Genomic DNA, 16,387 nt, shown 5'->3' on the forward strand with positions numbered 1-16,387 from the left:
CCGTAGAATTTTTTTAATACGGCACTTTCTAGTAGTTTTCTTGTATTAGATGCAACTAATTTTTTATGATTTTATAAAAAGCAACTGATACATCCCTCCACCTCATCATTCAGCTTATCAACAAGATAGGGAGATTTAGTATTATTTTTTGCCCTTTCGATTCTTCTAATTTGTTCTTCTTTTATTTGATCCATACGTTCAGGCTGTATTAAGTCTTCCAACCGCTCGTCCTGCATCCATGTATAACCATCCTTTTCATACTCCATTGCCATCCTAAATTTATCGGGATGCTGTTCGTAAAGCCAAACCCATTCTATCTTTTGCTGGAAAAAGCAGAAATAGCACCCAGAACGACTACGCGCATAAGTGCCTTTTTTACCATTCACCTCAAACGTAATTTCTTCATAGTATTGAGGCACACCGACACCACTTCTTTTGAGTATATCGTAGATATCATCCTTTTTGAGCACATCATCGTTGTCCACCAAAGGAAAATTGGCCTCGGCGGAAAGCGGATAGTTAGTTGTTTTTAAAAATGCAAACGCCACCTGATTAAATGCAGGCGTATCCAAGTTGAGCAACGCATTCAATTTTTCCGTTTGTACAAACTTGCTGGATAAAGGTTCTTCTACAATCTCCAGTATCCGTTCTAAATGTTGCGTATCGGTCTGCTGGTACCAATTTGCCACTTTCCTTATGTGATCATTTTTAAGCAGCTTGCTCACCACGTCTTCGCTCCATATGTTTTTTCGAAAAGGAAATATGGACTGGATGTTCGGCTTTTTGGAGATATACCCCTCTCTATCTTCATCGCCACGGATACCTACATAAGAAACCACGGGATCGTTGCCCACCCATTTTTCGAAGGGCTCCAGCTTAAGTTTTCGAGTACACCAGCGGCTAGCAGAAGAGGGCAGATAGCCCCCATAAAGCTGTAAAAAGTGATCGAAAGGATCTTCATGGCTTTTCGCTGCTGCCTCGAGCAGCGTAAGACTTTTCCCAAAGTAAATTTCAAGGTTCTTGATCAACTGGTATGTCGCTTCTAGCTCCTTTCCGGTGTCGCAAGTATAATATTCGATAGGGAGTTCGGGATAGTTCTCGAACATGTAAATAGCAAGAGCGGCGCTATCCTTGCCCCCTGATATTCCTAAAACGTGTCTTACTTTACTTTTCATTACGGATCAATTCTTCTAATAGTTGCGCAAGCATAGCAATATTGAGCTGCTTATCGTTACTCAATTTGGCTTTAACTGCGCTTTGCAATTGGATCAATTCTTTATTTTTTGTTTTAGGCAAACGTACCAGGTTACGCTGCAAACCTTTCACAAAAGAGGTCACTTCAAATTTAACAGCAATTTCTTTTCCTTCATCAAAGCCACTTTTACTGATATCGGAAAGATTGTCCAGCTCGTGTACAGTATCCTTAAACTTTTCCACCAGTAACGGCCACTCCTCATCTGTCATCATTTCAAGCGATTTGCCAATACAGGCTTGTGCTAGGGAGTTGAGCCAGGCTTTACGATCATCTAGTTCCGATTGAATGCGCTGTACAAATACCCTTTGATAAGGTAAAAGCAAATGTCTTTTGATGGCTAAAAAGCGCTGTTGCAGACTTTCTTTATAACTTGGAAAAGCTACTTTATTGCCTATTATCTCTTCCTGGATAAAGGATTCAAAAGTATTGACCAACTCATCAAAACAAGTGCGTATTTCCCGGATACTTTTTTGCAGTTGGTTCACAAATTCGGCTAATTCCTTTTCATTCTTTTGAAGTTGAGGGATGGTATAGCCAAGCGCTTTAGGAAACTGTTCAAAAAAAGTTTCCTCTGGGTTTTTTGAGTACGCTATCGCCTCACGTAATGCTAACGTTTTTTTGTTTAGGGTTTTCGTATGCTTGGCGTAACTTGGTAAGTCCTTATAAAAAACCAGAAAAGGTTTTATTGTTTCAATGAACGTTTGATTGGTAGGTCTATCTTGTTCCGATTGGTTGAGCAAGCTACGATATCGATTGAAAATATTGAGTTTCACACCTGCTATATCAAAAGCCTTTAGCTCATAGCTGCCAGGAGCGCGACTTACAAGTTCCAAGGTGTCATCCGTAAGCGTAGGAATATATCCATCTTGCCCAAATAACGCAAAATCGTCGCGCCGGACAAAAAGGAAAATAGGTAGCCAGAAATCAATCAGTCCTTTTTTAAGCTTAAATGGCCGTGCAGACAATATATCAACGAACTCTTTTAAACTCCTTTTCCCCGTACGGGTGCTTTCCAGGAATGCCATTCCCGCTTCCCATAGGTGCTGAAAACTGGGGTCCGTTGGAGCAACGAGCGAAACCCCATCTTTAAGTTGTTGATGAATACCAGTATTCCGAAGCAAGGAGAGGTAAACCGTTTTTTCTGGTGGAAACTTAGTATTATCAAAACCTAAATTAGGATCATTGCAATTTTCTGTAAGGCTCTTCAACAGGTTTTTCTTTGCCACAGAAAGGGCCCCCGATAATTTGGTCTTATTCACCATTTCATTTTTAAAAATGGGTGTATAAGGGTATACTTCATTACAAATCTTAGAAAGCAATTGGTTAAAAGATCTCTCGCCTGAAATTATTTGCTTTTTACCATTGAAGTACCAAACAATAGACGACTGATCGCCAGCATAGATATTGGTTAGTACATAATGGTTAAGTAATTTGGTTTGATGGGATAGTATATTGTTCAACTCGCGTACTGCAATGCGATCTTCTTTGTTAATTTCCTTGACTTTCTCAATCTTTTCTATTTCAAACAATAAATTTCTGATCTCGTCTGTGTTTTTATATAGGCCATACAGGATAGCTTCTCTATTTGCTCCTGAGGCTGTTTTAATATCTTTCTCCTTGTAATTGTCTGAGAAAATGAGATTAATAATCCCGTCGATTTCATTCTCAGGTGCTTGTGTCCAAGGTTCTTCAGTCAGTCGAAAAGCGAAGATCCGAGGTGTCCCTCTTTCATAGTAGGCGGCCTTTGCAGATAAGTAAGGTAACTCGAAATGTTTACCAAGGTGATGAACGATATTAATTACACGTTCCACTAGATTGCCCGCTTCATTGATAGCTAGTTCTATATCTAAGTCTGTACCTTCGAAAAGGATAAATCTATCGCTATGTTTTACAAATCGGATTATTTTAAGACTTTGTAGTTTTGCAATGACTTCTTCAGGAAACTTTATTCCTAAACTATATTTTCCATATTCTACTAAAAAGGTGTGATTAATACGCGCCGACGCTGTAGCAAAGATATTGAGCAAGCCAATCGTTTTAACCAGCTTTAAAGCATCGCTTACCCGATCATCTAACAAGCCTTCTACACGCTCGATAGCAAGGCGTATGGCTGACCATTGGGCATAATGTGGATTAAACTTCGTAGCTAGTAGGGAATGGAAATTATATACCAAGTAGTCGTACAGATTGGCAAGGTTGTAATAGCCGGATGTGTCTTTCTTATATTGCCGAATTCCCAGGTGGTCATTCGATTCGATAAAGGAAAATAGAGACCGCTCATTTTGCCCGTATTTTTGAAGACTCAATGTCAATACTGCTGCAGTCAAGATATCGAAGGGTAATAGCTTTTCGGCGAAGCTCTCCGAAAAATAATCTTTAAGAGGAAAGGCCTTCGCCGCTTCTATGCTTTTGAAAAGTTTAGAGAATAGTTTATCCTTTTGTCCTAGTTGCAATTCGGCTAAGCGTTCAGAGGCTAAAAACATTAATTGTTCTACTGGCTCATTGAATGTAATCTCCTTAAGACGGCCTTTTACTTTATCCCATTCTTTTTGCTGGGTATTGGTAAGGCCACGCGCATAGCCGTTAAAATCCTGATGCAGTGTTGTGACGAACAAAATATTCTTCTTTGCATCATTAGCATACTCGGCTATTTGCTGTATGAAATAGAGCTCTCTTTCAGGATTATTCTTAGCTGCGTATTCCAGGAATTTACCAAATTCATCCACGACAATGGCCAACCCTTTACCCGTTTTGGCCAAAGCTTTATAATGCTTATCTAACGCAGAAAGCAATGTTTCTGCAGTAATTTCTTTTGTCCCAATCCCTAGCTGTTTGGCTATTTCATTGCTAAGGGAACTGTATTGACCCACAATACGCAGAAAATCAAATTCCTTAACGGGCATACTATCGCTAAGCTTGGAAAAGATATACTGCGTGTGATTGATGTTTTTTTCAAAGGCCCAAAGGAAGGCTGACTTACCAATACCATAGGCACCTACAATAGTAAAAGAACGAATACCCACCCGGTAGTCGTTGATTAATTGCGTAAATACCAGCTTGGCATTAGTAGTTGGGATATAATGCAACATACTATCAGCATCCCGTATGATATTTACGGAGGGCGAAAAGCTTTTAATTGCTTGCTGTTTCTTTTTATCGGTTATAGTAGTCATTTAAAATATCGTACTTATTGATAGTTTTTTTAATTTGAAACACCTCGTTGCCTGCTGTTTCTGTATATACTACCTGCTTGTTATACTTATATGAAATTTCTTTCAATTGATGATATAGTCCGTCAGGGTTAAGTGAAAACACGGCGCCAGGTGAGTTAGCCCCGATTAATAGTTCGCGGAAGGTAATTGTCTGCTGACCTTCACCATAATTGTCTAAAATGGTGAACAATACTACTTCGCACGGTAAACCTACCCGGTCTTCTGATTCTATTTTGTACCATTCTACGAGTCTATTATCCAAGTCACGCTGCTTAAATCGCTTCATCAGATCAAGGTCAATCAATATTCCCGTAAAATCATCTTCGATGTCTATGGTATCACCTTTTTGTGGCTTTGAATACATGCGAATCAACACGTTGACGTCACGCTCTATGGTATTTAGATTGTCCGTGTTCGTTTCATGTTCTTTCGCCTTTCTGGATATGAAATTGACAAGTTGATCTTTAGTAAACTCTGTTCGTTCTTTTCTAAGCTCATTGAACAATAAATTGGCGATGGAGAAACGATTTAATTTTAGCAGATGAAAGTGCAGTAACCACATGGTTGCAAAATCTTCCAGATAAGGGTCCCGCCCTGCTGCACCAAATAGATATTGAGCGATTGTGGTAGGCTGGTCATTTTCATCCAATATACCAAAAGCTTTTCCCCAGTAACGCAAAGAGGCTACCATGTTTTTACCCACTCCTAAGTCTACTACTGCCGCATCATCTGTAAAGCTTCTGCCAGCTTTGGAGAAATCAAAAGTCTTTTTAAGCCAAAACTGCTTGCAAATGAAGGACTCGTGACCGGAAAAGTATATTTTTTGTTGCGTCATCGTCATAACTTACGAAGATAAGTTTTTCCTATTGCTCGAGGTAAAATAGAAATACACCAACTGTTGAAAACTTATGTTCCTTAGATAAATTGGGAAATTAGCTAATTTAATAGTGCATTAGTTATTGATTATCAAATATTTTAACTAGCTGATTCAATTTACCTACATAGTTCTACGTAAAAACGCTAAGCGGCTACTAAGAGCTAATTTTAGGATTTTATTCAAATTAAGTCTTTTTGACATTTATATAGTATAATATTATGATATGTAGGCGCTTGTATGAATTATTCTATTTGCTATTCTGCCATCTCTATCACAGACATAAAGCAAAAAGTGAGAGTATCGCCAGAAGAATACCGTAATTCACTCAATTAACCGGAATTCTTATTAGCGAAATAGGCCTGGTTGTACCACCCCTTTTGGGGCTTATAGTGCTTCGTTATCTTATACTCGTTGGCAAATGGTTTTCTTTTGAATTTAAACTGGTCCTCGGCTATCTAAACTATCAAAAAACGTCAAAAGAGGTATCAAGTGTTCGATTGTGATCCCTCCCAGCCCGCAGGAAAAGAAAAAGCCTTCAAGTCTTTTGATTTGGAGGCTTTTTAGTTTGATAATTTTTGAACTTCTTTATTCGCCCCTGACCGATCGCTTTCCAACACTGGCTATCTGATCAAAGTATGCCCTTAAAGCTGAGAGAAAGGCGAATTACCTCAAGGTGTAGCTGTTTGCATCTTTATGATGACTTTTCATCGATCCGGCTAAACCAAAAGCGCTTTTGACTAACTCCATTCTTTAGCTACTTCATAATTTTACATCAACAAAAAAAATGAAAGCGATATGAAAGCAATAAGAATTAATGAATTTGGATTGCCAGAGGTAATGAAACTGGAAGAAATAGCGCGTCCTATTCCGGCGGCAGATGAAATTCTGGTGAAAGTATATGCGAGCGCTGTAAACCCTATAGACTGGAAAATTCGTGACGGCAAAATAGTAAGCCGTCTGCACGTCAAAATAGAACTACCCATTACACCTGGTTGGGACGCAGCCGGCATAGTAGAAGAGATTGGCAGTAATGTAACCGGTTTTAAAAAGGGGGATGCGGTATATGGTATCCCGAACTACCCGGGAGACGGCAGTTATGCCGAATATGTTGCTGCAAAGGCAAGGAAGTTTTCACTAAAACCGAAAAGTATCAATTTTATTGAGGCTTCAGCCATACCGGTATCTGGAGTTACCGCGTGGGACGGCGTTTTCAATCGCGGGCAATTACAGCCGGGACAGCGCATTCTCATTCACGGCGCAGCCGGCGGCGTAGGACATTTTGCTGTACAACTGGCAAAATGGAAAGGGGCCTATGTAATAGGAACTGCTTCACCAAATAATCATGCTTTTTTAAAGCAACTGGGCGCAGATGAAGTCATTGATTATAACAAGCAGGATTTTGAAGATATGCTGCACGACTTAGATGTTGTGTTTGATGCAGTAGCGCTTGGAAATGATATCCAACAAAAATCTGTAAGAGTGCTGAAAGAAAATGGCACGTTGGTGACCACCCAGGGATTCCCGTTAGGTGAGGATGTTACAAAGGCCCTTGCAAAAAAGAACGCCAGAGGCGAGGTCATCTATGGTGAAGAAGATATCCGGGAATGGTTAAATGAGATTGCGCTGTTAGTCGATGAAAATAAGATAAAGGTCACGGTAAATAAAACTTACCCGCTGGAAAAAGCTGCAGAAGCGCACCGGGAAAGTGAGCAGAGGCATGGCCGTGGCAAGCTTGTATTGGAAGTAAGAAAAGAAGATCAGCACAATGAAACATTTCAGAACAATAAATGAGTTTCACCAGTTCAGGCAATTGCCTCAACCCCGGCATCCGCTGATCAGTGTTATAAACATAGACGCCATTAAACATTTGCACACTGACGAGCCCTTGACCTTATTGCTGGACTTTTATTGCATTGCTATAAAAAGAATCTCCAATTTCAAGGTAAAATATGGGCAACAGCAATATGATTTTGATAATGGCATCATGTCTTTTATGGCCCCTAACCAGGTGTATAGCATTGTTCTTGATAAAAACGAAAAACTTAAACAGTCGGGGTGGGTGATATTCATCCACCCCGATTTCCTGTGGAATACAACACTTGCCCAAACCATAAAACAATATGATTTTTGGGACTATTTTGTAAATGAAGCATTATTTCTTTCAGAAAAAGAAGAAGCAACCGTTACCAATATTATTCAAAACATCCAGCAGGAATACTGCTCTAACATTGACAGGTTCACTAAAAAAATTATCACCTCACACGTTGAAAACCTGTTAAATTACGCAGAAAGGTTTTATCACCGCCAATTCATCACGCGCGAAAAAACGAACCATCAAATACTTGAGCGCCTGGAAAAATTGCTTACCAGGCATTTTGCTGACGATAACCTGACAATAAAAGGGCTGCCTTCTGTTAAATATGTTTCGGAGCAGCTAAACCTTTCCCCTGGCTATTTAAGCAGCTTACTGCGTGTACTGACAGGCCAAAATACCCAACAACACATTCACGGAAAACTTATTGAAAAAGCAAAGGAAAAATTATCTGCCACGAACCTTTCAGTTAGCGAAATTGCATATGAGCTGGGTTTTGAACATTTACAATCTTTCAGTAAGTTCTTCAAGACAAAAACTGAAATGTCTCCGTTGGAATTCCGGAAAAAATTCAACTAAATGCTCGTCGGAATGGAATTATAGTGGGCGGAAGAGAGGTTCCACACCCTCCTCTACGCAGGAGAAACAAAAGCACTTAAAATCAATGCTTTTATGGTAACCATTTAAGCATCGGGAAAAATGTGCTCATCAATTTTAATTGTACTTTTTTGACGCCAAAGATGTGCCTGCAGATACCATAGTGGCAGGCATGTGGATGGAAAAAGTAAATGTTAAATGATAATGCAACCGTTAATGCATTCAAAGCCATGCAGCCGATGACTATTAATATGAGTGAGATGAACGGCAATGAAAAATTATTAGTACTATGATCTTGTTCCTATCCGTTTACCCCAAATCCATTAAGATTATTACGTATATTTGAGTGTTAACAGCAATAAATTTTGAGACACTCTATAATCACCATTACGCCATTTTTTGCAACGACACCTTCCTTTAAACAATACAGGAACATATTACTAACAATCTTCCTGACTTTAACTGGAGCAGCAAATTCCTTTGCTTGCAGTTGCCAGGGAGAAGCATCTGTTTCAGAAAGTGTGAAGCATGCCGGCATTGTTTTTAGCGGGCAGGTTACTTCCATATCTTTTACCACAAACTACGACAGTTTGGGAATTACAGTCACCGGTGACACCAGCAAAATACATTTTAATTGGCGGGAACACCCCACTGCAGTGGTAAAAATAAAGATCAATAAAATATACAAGGGACAGTTGGTTGCTGATACGTTAACAATTCTGACGCCGTCAAACGGAGCCGCTTGTGGTTATCGCTTCCAGGCAGGAGAAAAGTATATTGTCTATGCCACAATATTTGACGAATTACCCATGACAGATAAGCTCAGGAGACGAACATTTGATAAAAAGACATTCTGGACGCATCAATGTAGCCGGACACAGGATTGGAATACAACCGAAGAGAAAGGAATCATGCAAGCATTAAAATAAGGCAGCCTATACACTGGTTTTGCGCCGGGCCGCGACTGATAGGCATAAACCGGGTATACCTAACCTACAAAACTATAAAATGAAAATTGGACAAAGATTTAACAAGCTGACTTTGAAGGAATATTTTTTCTATATTGACAATTATAAAAAATATACTGACTTCAATATTCTGGGGCTCTATCGTTCAATTATTGAAAACGACAAATTAGACATTACAAGCAAAATTGAGGTTCGGGAATATACTCATAAAACCTTCAAAAAATCTTTTGACTTTCTACAGCTAAAAGACCCACAGACATATTTTGACATTATAACAATTGGAAAAGAGTTAACCCAGGCAGACGAAAACCAAATCTGGAGTGACATAATTAATAACCAACAGAAAATTCTAGCCGACAAAAAAATAAAACACAGGAATTTTGGCATCTATTCGAAACACAGTTGCGGTTACAGCACCTGCCCTTTAAATGGTCTTATGATAAGGCAAGGCGCTCTGATTTCAGAGCGGTTTATGCACTTCAATTCTGACAAAAATGAGTATGCCGCCAAAAACAAGTCAGACAGGCGAAGAGCGGACAGGAAAAGAAAAAAACAAACTATACAAAAAAACATGTCGTCCGACTAATGCGCGACGGTAATATAGGTTCATAACGTACCCTGACTTTTAAAGCCACCACACAAATTGACAACATATCCCAAGGATGCAGCATTCAAATACCCCTGGAGAAAATACCAGCAACGGGTGCTGGACGAATTACAAGATCACCTGGCGAATAGACATTTACACGTCGTTGCTCCGCCCGGCTCAGGAAAGACAGTCCTGGGGCTTGAAGTAGCGCTGCGGTTAAACAAACCAACTTTAATCCTTGCACCAACAATTGCCATCCGGAACCAGTGGATACAACGCTTTTGCGAACTGTTCCTGCAGACACCCCACGCGCCGGACTGGATATCAAGAGACATTCGCCATCCAAAATTCATGACGGTGGTGACCTACCAGGGACTTCATGCGGCTTGCAACAACCTTGTAGATGAAAATGAAGATGAAGACACGGCAAACGAAGAAGAAGCTGCGGAAAACGGGAATGGCAGGTCTGCCAATCCTAACCTTGACAGTATTGTAAACGGTCTGAGATCGCAAAACATTAAAACGATTGTGGTTGATGAAGCCCACCATTTAAAAAACGAATGGTGGCAGACGCTGACACTGGTTAAAGAGAAAATCAAGCCGGTAATCGTAGGGTTAACCGCAACGCCACCCTATGATGTTACCGCTACAGAATGGCAACGATATATTGATCTGAATGGACCGGTGGACACCGAAATATCCGTTCCTGAGCTGATCATGGAAGGCGACCTGTGCCCGCACCAGGACTATGTGCATTTCACATTACCGGCAGAAAAAGAATATCAAAGCATTATTGATTTCAGACGGCATATTGAAAAGCTGTTCCTGGAAATAAGGAGTGATGAAACTATGCTCAGGGCCATGGAGCTTCTCCCGATGTGGCAAAACCCCATGGAACACCTGGACTGGATCTACAATAACCTGTCTTACTATTCGGCCTGTTTAATATTCCTGCATGCCAACGGGAAAGAAATCCCGGAAACACACCTTGAAATAATTGGAGACAAGCGGCTCCAGGTGCCACCGCTTGATTACAACTGGCTTGAAATTTTACTGGATTTTTATCTCTTCAGGGAGAAAGCATACTTTAAGCCTTATGAGCAACATCAAACCGCGCTTGAAAACAGGTTAAAACGGTATGGCGCCATCGAAAGACGGCAGATCAGCTTTTCGTATAACAAAAAGATAACCGGTTATCTGACGTCCAGCATCAACAAACTAAACGGCATTAAAGCAATTGTTGATTTTGAGCACGGGCAATTGGGCCAGGACCTGCGTTTGGTCATTCTTGCTGACTTCATCCGGAAAGAGTTCTTTATAAATTCCGCTGAAAATAACCTTGAGATCAACAAGATCGGGGTGATCCCCATTTTTGAAAAGCTAAGACGTGAAAACACCGGCAATAAAAAAATCGGGGTGCTGACCGGCTCAATGATCATCATTCCGAAAACAGCTTACCCGGCGTTTGAATCAAAAGCTGCTAAATACAGTATCTCACAGGTTAGTGCAAGCCCCGTGCCTTTTGACAGTAATTACATTTTAATTGAACAGACGGAGCAGCTTAAACATGACATTGTTCATATCGTAACACAAATTTTTCAGCAGGGAGAAATTGAAGTGCTAGTAGGTACAAAGTCATTACTGGGAGAAGGCTGGGATGCGCCCGCCATTAATTCGCTGATCCTGGCAAGTTTTGTCGGCTCATTTGTCCTGTCCAATCAAATGCGGGGAAGAGCCATCCGGGCACAGAACGGGAACCGGGACAAAACAGGAAACATCTGGCACCTGGCCTGTATTGACCCTACTGTCGCTACAGGCGGAGATGATTTTGATCTACTGAAAAGGCGTTTCAGAAGCTTTGTGGGTGTTTCCTTCCGGAAAGACCCGGCAATTGAAAACGGTATTGATCGCCTGAACATTCCGGGAAATATGGGCGAGCAGGAAGCCATCGAAAAAAAGAATGCGGAAATGTTTGCCTTTGCCGGCAACCGGGAAAGCCTGAAGCAACGTTGGAAAACCGCACTGGAAACAGGTACTACACTTGTAGAGGAGGTCAGGATCCCGTTTCCGGAAGAACGGCCCTACCAGGCCGTTAAGACCCTGTATTTTAACAAGACGATTGCAAACCTTATCGCCACATTGGGCTCCGGTTTACTGGGGTTCGGATTGGAAAGCCTGCAGGGCCTCAGCAGATCTGCAAGGCATATCAGGTCCATGCAGGACCTATACACTTTCCTCGCTATTCTCGGTACGCTTGGGGCGGCTATTTTCGGCAGGATGGCTTATAAAGCGCTCCGGCTTTATTTCATGTACCGCGATATTTCGAAGGATATCCAACAGATCGGGAAGGCTTTATTACATGCTATGCAAAAAGCGGGCGCCATACATACTGACATGGCAGCACTAAAAGTCGAAGCCTCCGTTGACAAATGGGGCGCGGTGCATTGCCACCTGGAAGGCGGAACCACTTTTGAAAGGTCTACTTTCATCAATGCCCTGCAGGAAATTGTTGCGCCCATTGACAATCCCCGGTATGTGATAATAAGGAAGCACCGGTTTATGCATTTCATTAAGCAAAAAGACTATCATGCCGTTCCCCAAATACTTGGACGAAATAAGCACCTGGCTGAATATTTCAAGGGGCAATGGGAATGGCTGGTTGGCGCCTGCGAACTGATCTTTACGCGAACAATAGACGGCAGGAAATTACTGTTGAAATCCAGGATCAAATCTTTAGCCGCACAATTGGACGATAAAGTGGAGCACTTAAACAAATGGAGGTAAAAGACATCCAACTATATTTCCTGTCCAAACCCACCCTCAACAATGTCTATTTCACCGCCCTTCTGCTACTGATCCAGACAGTACCTTTGGCTTCATGAAAATGAAACAAACCGAGTTCATCGCGCTGTCGGCCTGCACCATGACCCTGACAGCTTTAGGGATTGATATCATGCTGCCGGCATTCGGCGCGCTCCGGGAGCACTTTGGGCTACCGCCGGAGTCTACCGCTACGGCGCAGATCATTTCGTTCTTTTTTATGGGCCAGATCGCCCAGATCGCTTTTGGCGCGCTTTCAGACCGCTTCGGACGGCTGGCCATTTTGCGGATCGGGTTCCCGCTTTATATTACCGGCGGACTGGCGGCGGCCTTCTCTCCCAGCCTGCAACTCATGCTGGCGGCCCGATTCATAGCCGGTATGGGAGCCTCCGCAGTCTTTATGACCACCATTGCCGGCGTGCGTGACCGTTTTGTGGGAGACCAGATGGCCCGCATCATGTCCCTCATCTTTACGATCTTCCTGTTCACCCCGGTCCTGGCGCCATTCCTGGGCCTGGCGATCCTGTCCGTCGCATCCTGGAAAATGGTGTTCCTCACGCCACCCCTGTTCGCGGTGATCGTGTTCACCTGGTCACTCAGGCTGGAGGAGTCCCTGCCCCGGGAACAACGCACTACGCTTAACTGGACAGACATCGGGCAATCCATCCGCGGGGTCATCTGCAACCGCATCTTTCTCCGGTACACCGGGGTCACTACCCTTCTTTTCACGGCATTAAGCTCATACGTGGCCAGTTCCGAACATATTGTAGGAGAGATCTACGGCAAGCCGGAACTGTTTGCCTGGATCTTTGCGGGCATGGGCTTGCTGATGTCACTGTGCGCCCTGCTGAATGCACGCCTGTCGTCCCGGTTTGGAGCCTGGCGTACCATCAGGTGGCTCCTTGTTATCTACACGATAGTAGGAGCGCTCCTGCTGCTGTACACGTTCGCCGCCGGCGATCCACCGCGTATGTCCCTGTTCTTCATTGCCATTGCGCTGCTGATGGCTATTAATTTAGCCGTTGAGCCCAACAGCAGTGCGCTGGCGCTGGAACCCATGGGAAACATGGCAGGCATGGCCTCAGCGGTTTACGGCACAGCTTTCTTTTTTATCGGGGCCTCCCTGGGATCGGTGATCAGCCACTTTATGGAGAAGAGCGTTTTCCCGCTGGTGCTCAGCTTTTTCGTGATCGGGCTGGCTGCCGTGCTGCTGGTATTCAGCGATCTCCGCATGGATCGTCTAAAACAACCTGTTAAATAAAATGGAAATCGGAATTATCGGGGTCTTACGGCCCTGGTAGTATCCAGTACGGGAGGTCACAACTGCGCCGCTGCTTTCTGCGTTCTGATGTCCTGTAAGCGCTTTTGCAATACGTCTTCCAGGTGCTGAAATGCAACAGGGCCGGTAGGCAGGCGCAAAGGCGGGTTATCGGAACGGCCGCAGGCAATCAGCGCATCTGCTACCATCCGGACATCGTCCAAAGGACCGAAGCCGTTATCGAGCAGCATTTTTCGTACGGTGTCCGCAGGCGTATTATCATACGCCGCCATGGATGGCGCCAGTTGTATACCTGCACCAAAATTGGTAGCAGTGGGGCCAGGCTCAGCGAGTGTAAAACGGATATTGAATGGTGCAACCTCCTGCGCTACTGTTTCCACAAAACCTTCTATCCCCCACTTGGAAGCGTGGTAAATGCTGAACCCGGGATAAGCTACCTGCCCGCCTTCCGAGGAAACCTGTATAATATGCCCGCCTGCCTGCCTGCGTAAATATGGAAGCACAGCCCTGATCAGTGCTATGGAGCCTATCAAATTAGTTTCCAGTTGCTTTAATATCGTTTCGTCATCGAACTCTTCCGCCGCGCCAACAACGCCGTATCCCGCATTGCTGACAACAACGTCTATCTTTTCAAAAGCGTCAAATGCCTGTGCTACCACGGATTTAATGGCTTCCCTGTCAGTAAGCTCCAAATGTGCTGCCTTAAACCGGCCGGGATACTGTTGCTGCAGTGGGTCCAGCAACGCAGTATTCCGCAGCGTGGCAAAAACCGCATCTCCCTGTGCCAGCAGCGCCTCCGTCATTGCTCTTCCTATGCCGCTGGAGGTACCGGTAATCAACCATGTTCTGTTCATACAATACATTGTTTAATGAATAGAACAAAGGTATACTGGCGGCAGGACCGCAGGGTAGCGAAAATGAAACAGATGGTTGCAGAAAACAAACATCCCGGCAGCCAGTGGGGCAGCCTGAGCATGTCTGCCTGAACGGCTTCCGGGTCCTTTCCCTTTATTTTGCGTACCTTGCAGGCTTGGACATCATTACACAACTCGACGTTATTGCCCTGGAGGCGCAGGAAAAGGAAGCTGAAAACCAGGCGTTCAGGACATTTCTCCGTTCACAGGAACCCGCCGGCATCGACCGCCTCGTACAGGATCTGGATGCCGCCATTACGCCGCAAATAGATTGCACCCGTTGCGGCAACTGCTGCCGCTCGCTGATGGTCAATATTACTCCCGAAGAAGTGACCCGGCTGGCCGCGTATTTAAACCGGCCCGAAGCGGATGTGATGGAACAATACGTGGAAACCGGCGCTAACAACAGCCACATGGTCATGAATGCCATCCCCTGCCACTTTCTGACCAACAACTGTTGCAGCATTTATGAACAACGCTTTGCAGAATGCCGGGAGTTTCCGGGCCTGCATCAGCCGGGATTCACCGATCGCCTCTTCGCCATGCTCATGCATTATGGCCGCTGCCCTATTATTTACAATGTGCTGGAAGCAATGAAGAAAAGGCTGGCGTTTAATGCATAACGCGCTTACTTTCCCGTAAACCAGGCTTTTACCTTTTGCCCGAAGCGCTTCATCTTTTTCTTCCAGGGACTATCTTCTTTTTTCTCCTGTCCTACCAGGTAGGCATAAGGTTCCAGTACAGGCACATGGTCACAAATAATTTTGGCAATGCCCATCAGGGGAATGGCCAGTATCATCCCGGGAATGCCCCACAGCAGCTCTCCCGCTACCAGTGCGAGAATGGTGGCCATCGGGTTGATGCTTACCTGCGCACCCACTACCAGGGGCTCCAGCAGGTACGTCTGGATGAACTGCACCAGCGCATAAGTGATCAATATACCGGCTACCAGGCCCATACCTCCACCCTGTACCAGCGACATGGACAAAGTAAGGACCGTACCGGTTAGGTTCCCCACAAAAGGCACCATTTCCAGCAGCCCGCAGATAATGGCAAAGAAGATGGCGTTTTTTACACCGGCAATTGAAAACCCGATACTATACATGACCCATAAGGAAACGATCATCAGCGACAGCCCGGTAAGATATTCCTGCGCTACCTGCCGGGCCTCGTGTATCGTTGCCAGCGCATTCTTACGATGTTCAGGCGGCACCAGCCGTACAATGAATCCCTTGATATGTCCCCTGAAGCAGATGAACAGGAAAATGTATACAAAGACCAGCAGCAAATTGGCCAGGAATGATCCAAACCCGCTTATCAGCCCGGTTACGATGCTGCTTACTTTCCCGGATGAAGCAGATTGCTGCTTGTCGATCATTTGCTGCTGCTGCGCCTGGGAAATGCCAAATTCCCGGGCAATAAACTGCCGGAGCTCCTGGTACTTAAGGCTCACCTGCTGTTCCAGCCTGGAAGCATTCTCTGCTATATCGGAGATCTGCCAGCTAATAAAAAAAACGACCAGGGCCAGGAAGGCCACCAGAATGAGTGTGGAAAGCAGGACCGCCGCCACCGGGTGAATGCCCTTTGCCTGCAGCCATTTCGTGACCGGCAGCAACAACATGGACAACAGCCCGGCAAAGGTGAGCGGGACAAGAAACGGCTTGCCATATACCAGGATAACGATCAGCAGCACGAGTATCCACAGGATAGCCGCCGTTTTTAGAAATTTTGCAGCTTGCATATAACAGGGCCAACAATAAGTGTACCATTACCGGGCACCAAAC

13 protein-coding genes are annotated in these 16,387 nt (G+C 44.1%); 8 read left to right on the top strand and 5 right to left on the bottom strand.

Annotated elements, in window-relative coordinates:
• Nucleotides 1–71: 71 nt before the first annotated feature.
• From LX66_RS22765 to LX66_RS22775, 3 genes are read right to left on the bottom strand one after another with little or no spacing between them, the layout of a single operon-like run.
• On the bottom strand, nucleotides 72–1,175 hold the full coding sequence (locus LX66_RS22765) for a phosphoadenosine phosphosulfate reductase family protein (protein ID WP_145717776.1): 1,104 nt from the start codon (nucleotides 1,173–1,175) through the stop codon (nucleotides 72–74).
• A complete protein-coding gene (locus tag LX66_RS22770) occupies nucleotides 1,165–4,428 on the bottom strand; it encodes a hypothetical protein (RefSeq protein WP_145717777.1) in 3,264 nt (1,087 codons plus the stop codon). The genes LX66_RS22765 and LX66_RS22770 overlap by 11 nt, the downstream gene beginning before the upstream one ends.
• A complete protein-coding gene (locus LX66_RS22775; RefSeq protein ID WP_145717778.1) occupies nucleotides 4,409–5,308 on the bottom strand; it encodes a DUF4007 family protein in 900 nt (299 codons plus the stop codon). The genes LX66_RS22770 and LX66_RS22775 overlap by 20 nt, the downstream gene beginning before the upstream one ends.
• Nucleotides 5,309–6,139: 831 nt before the next feature.
• Here LX66_RS22775 and LX66_RS22780 point away from each other — a divergent pair.
• The 7 genes from LX66_RS22780 to LX66_RS22805 all read left to right on the top strand — a co-directional run bounded on the left by LX66_RS22780 (nucleotide 6,140) and on the right by LX66_RS22805 (nucleotide 13,671).
• The gene (locus LX66_RS22780; protein ID WP_145717779.1) at nucleotides 6,140–7,135 is read left to right on the top strand and encodes an NADP-dependent oxidoreductase; all 996 of its coding nucleotides are present in this window, start codon (nucleotides 6,140–6,142) and stop codon (nucleotides 7,133–7,135) included.
• Complete coding sequence (locus LX66_RS22785) at nucleotides 7,110–8,015, top strand: helix-turn-helix domain-containing protein (RefSeq protein WP_145717780.1); 906 nt, start codon at nucleotides 7,110–7,112, stop codon at nucleotides 8,013–8,015. The genes LX66_RS22780 and LX66_RS22785 overlap by 26 nt, the downstream gene beginning before the upstream one ends.
• Nucleotides 8,016–8,224: 209 nt before the next feature.
• Nucleotides 8,225–8,326 (top strand): cyclophilin-like fold protein, encoded by a 102-nt coding sequence (locus LX66_RS28670; protein WP_158642720.1) that lies wholly within the window; start codon nucleotides 8,225–8,227, stop codon nucleotides 8,324–8,326.
• Between the two features lie 72 nt (nucleotides 8,327–8,398).
• Nucleotides 8,399–8,962 (top strand): hypothetical protein, encoded by a 564-nt coding sequence (locus LX66_RS22790; RefSeq protein ID WP_145717781.1) that lies wholly within the window; start codon nucleotides 8,399–8,401, stop codon nucleotides 8,960–8,962.
• A gap of 79 nt (nucleotides 8,963–9,041) precedes the next feature.
• Nucleotides 9,042–9,587: a hypothetical protein gene (locus LX66_RS22795; protein WP_145717783.1), complete on the top strand. Its 546-nt coding sequence runs from the start codon at nucleotides 9,042–9,044 to the stop codon at nucleotides 9,585–9,587.
• A 57-nt stretch (nucleotides 9,588–9,644) separates the two neighbouring features.
• Complete coding sequence (locus tag LX66_RS22800) at nucleotides 9,645–12,374, top strand: DEAD/DEAH box helicase family protein (protein WP_145717784.1); 2,730 nt, start codon at nucleotides 9,645–9,647, stop codon at nucleotides 12,372–12,374.
• 94 nt (nucleotides 12,375–12,468) lie between these two features.
• The gene (locus tag LX66_RS22805) at nucleotides 12,469–13,671 is read left to right on the top strand and encodes an MFS transporter (protein WP_145717785.1); all 1,203 of its coding nucleotides are present in this window, start codon (nucleotides 12,469–12,471) and stop codon (nucleotides 13,669–13,671) included.
• Nucleotides 13,672–13,727: 56 nt separating this feature from the next.
• On the opposite strand, the gene LX66_RS22810 is transcribed toward LX66_RS22805, so the two are convergent.
• On the bottom strand, nucleotides 13,728–14,543 hold the full coding sequence (locus LX66_RS22810) for an SDR family oxidoreductase (protein WP_145717786.1): 816 nt from the start codon (nucleotides 14,541–14,543) through the stop codon (nucleotides 13,728–13,730).
• 176 nt (nucleotides 14,544–14,719) lie between these two features.
• On the opposite strand from LX66_RS22810, the gene LX66_RS22815 reads away from it, so the two are divergent.
• On the top strand, nucleotides 14,720–15,226 hold the full coding sequence (locus LX66_RS22815; protein ID WP_145717787.1) for a YkgJ family cysteine cluster protein: 507 nt from the start codon (nucleotides 14,720–14,722) through the stop codon (nucleotides 15,224–15,226).
• Between the two features lie 5 nt (nucleotides 15,227–15,231).
• Here the strand turns inward: LX66_RS22815 and LX66_RS22820 are convergent, their stop codons facing one another.
• Nucleotides 15,232–16,344, bottom strand: a complete 1,113-nt coding sequence (locus LX66_RS22820) for an AI-2E family transporter (RefSeq protein WP_145717788.1) — start codon at nucleotides 16,342–16,344, stop codon at nucleotides 15,232–15,234.
• Nucleotides 16,345–16,387 lie beyond the last annotated feature (43 nt).

The sequence above is a fragment of the Chitinophaga japonensis genome (genome assembly GCF_007830125.1).
Classification (GTDB): Bacteria; Bacteroidota; Bacteroidia; order Chitinophagales; family Chitinophagaceae; genus Chitinophaga; species Chitinophaga japonensis.

Coding starts and splice junctions, on each gene's coding strand:
- LX66_RS22765 (WP_145717776.1), bottom strand. CDS start 1,175: ATGAAAAGTAAAGTAAGACACGTTTTAGGAATATCAGGGGGCAAGGAT.
- LX66_RS22770 (WP_145717777.1), bottom strand. CDS start 4,428: ATGACTACTATAACCGATAAAAAGAAACAGCAAGCAATTAAAAGCTTT.
- LX66_RS22775 (WP_145717778.1), bottom strand. CDS start 5,308: ATGACGATGACGCAACAAAAAATATACTTTTCCGGTCACGAGTCCTTC.
- LX66_RS22780 (WP_145717779.1), top strand. CDS start 6,140: ATGAAAGCAATAAGAATTAATGAATTTGGATTGCCAGAGGTAATGAAA.
- LX66_RS22785 (WP_145717780.1), top strand. CDS start 7,110: ATGAAACATTTCAGAACAATAAATGAGTTTCACCAGTTCAGGCAATTG.
- LX66_RS28670 (WP_158642720.1), top strand. CDS start 8,225: ATGTTAAATGATAATGCAACCGTTAATGCATTCAAAGCCATGCAGCCG.
- LX66_RS22795 (WP_145717783.1), top strand. CDS start 9,042: ATGAAAATTGGACAAAGATTTAACAAGCTGACTTTGAAGGAATATTTT.
- LX66_RS22805 (WP_145717785.1), top strand. CDS start 12,469: ATGAAAATGAAACAAACCGAGTTCATCGCGCTGTCGGCCTGCACCATG.
- LX66_RS22810 (WP_145717786.1), bottom strand. CDS start 14,543: ATGAACAGAACATGGTTGATTACCGGTACCTCCAGCGGCATAGGAAGA.
- LX66_RS22820 (WP_145717788.1), bottom strand. CDS start 16,344: ATGCAAGCTGCAAAATTTCTAAAAACGGCGGCTATCCTGTGGATACTC.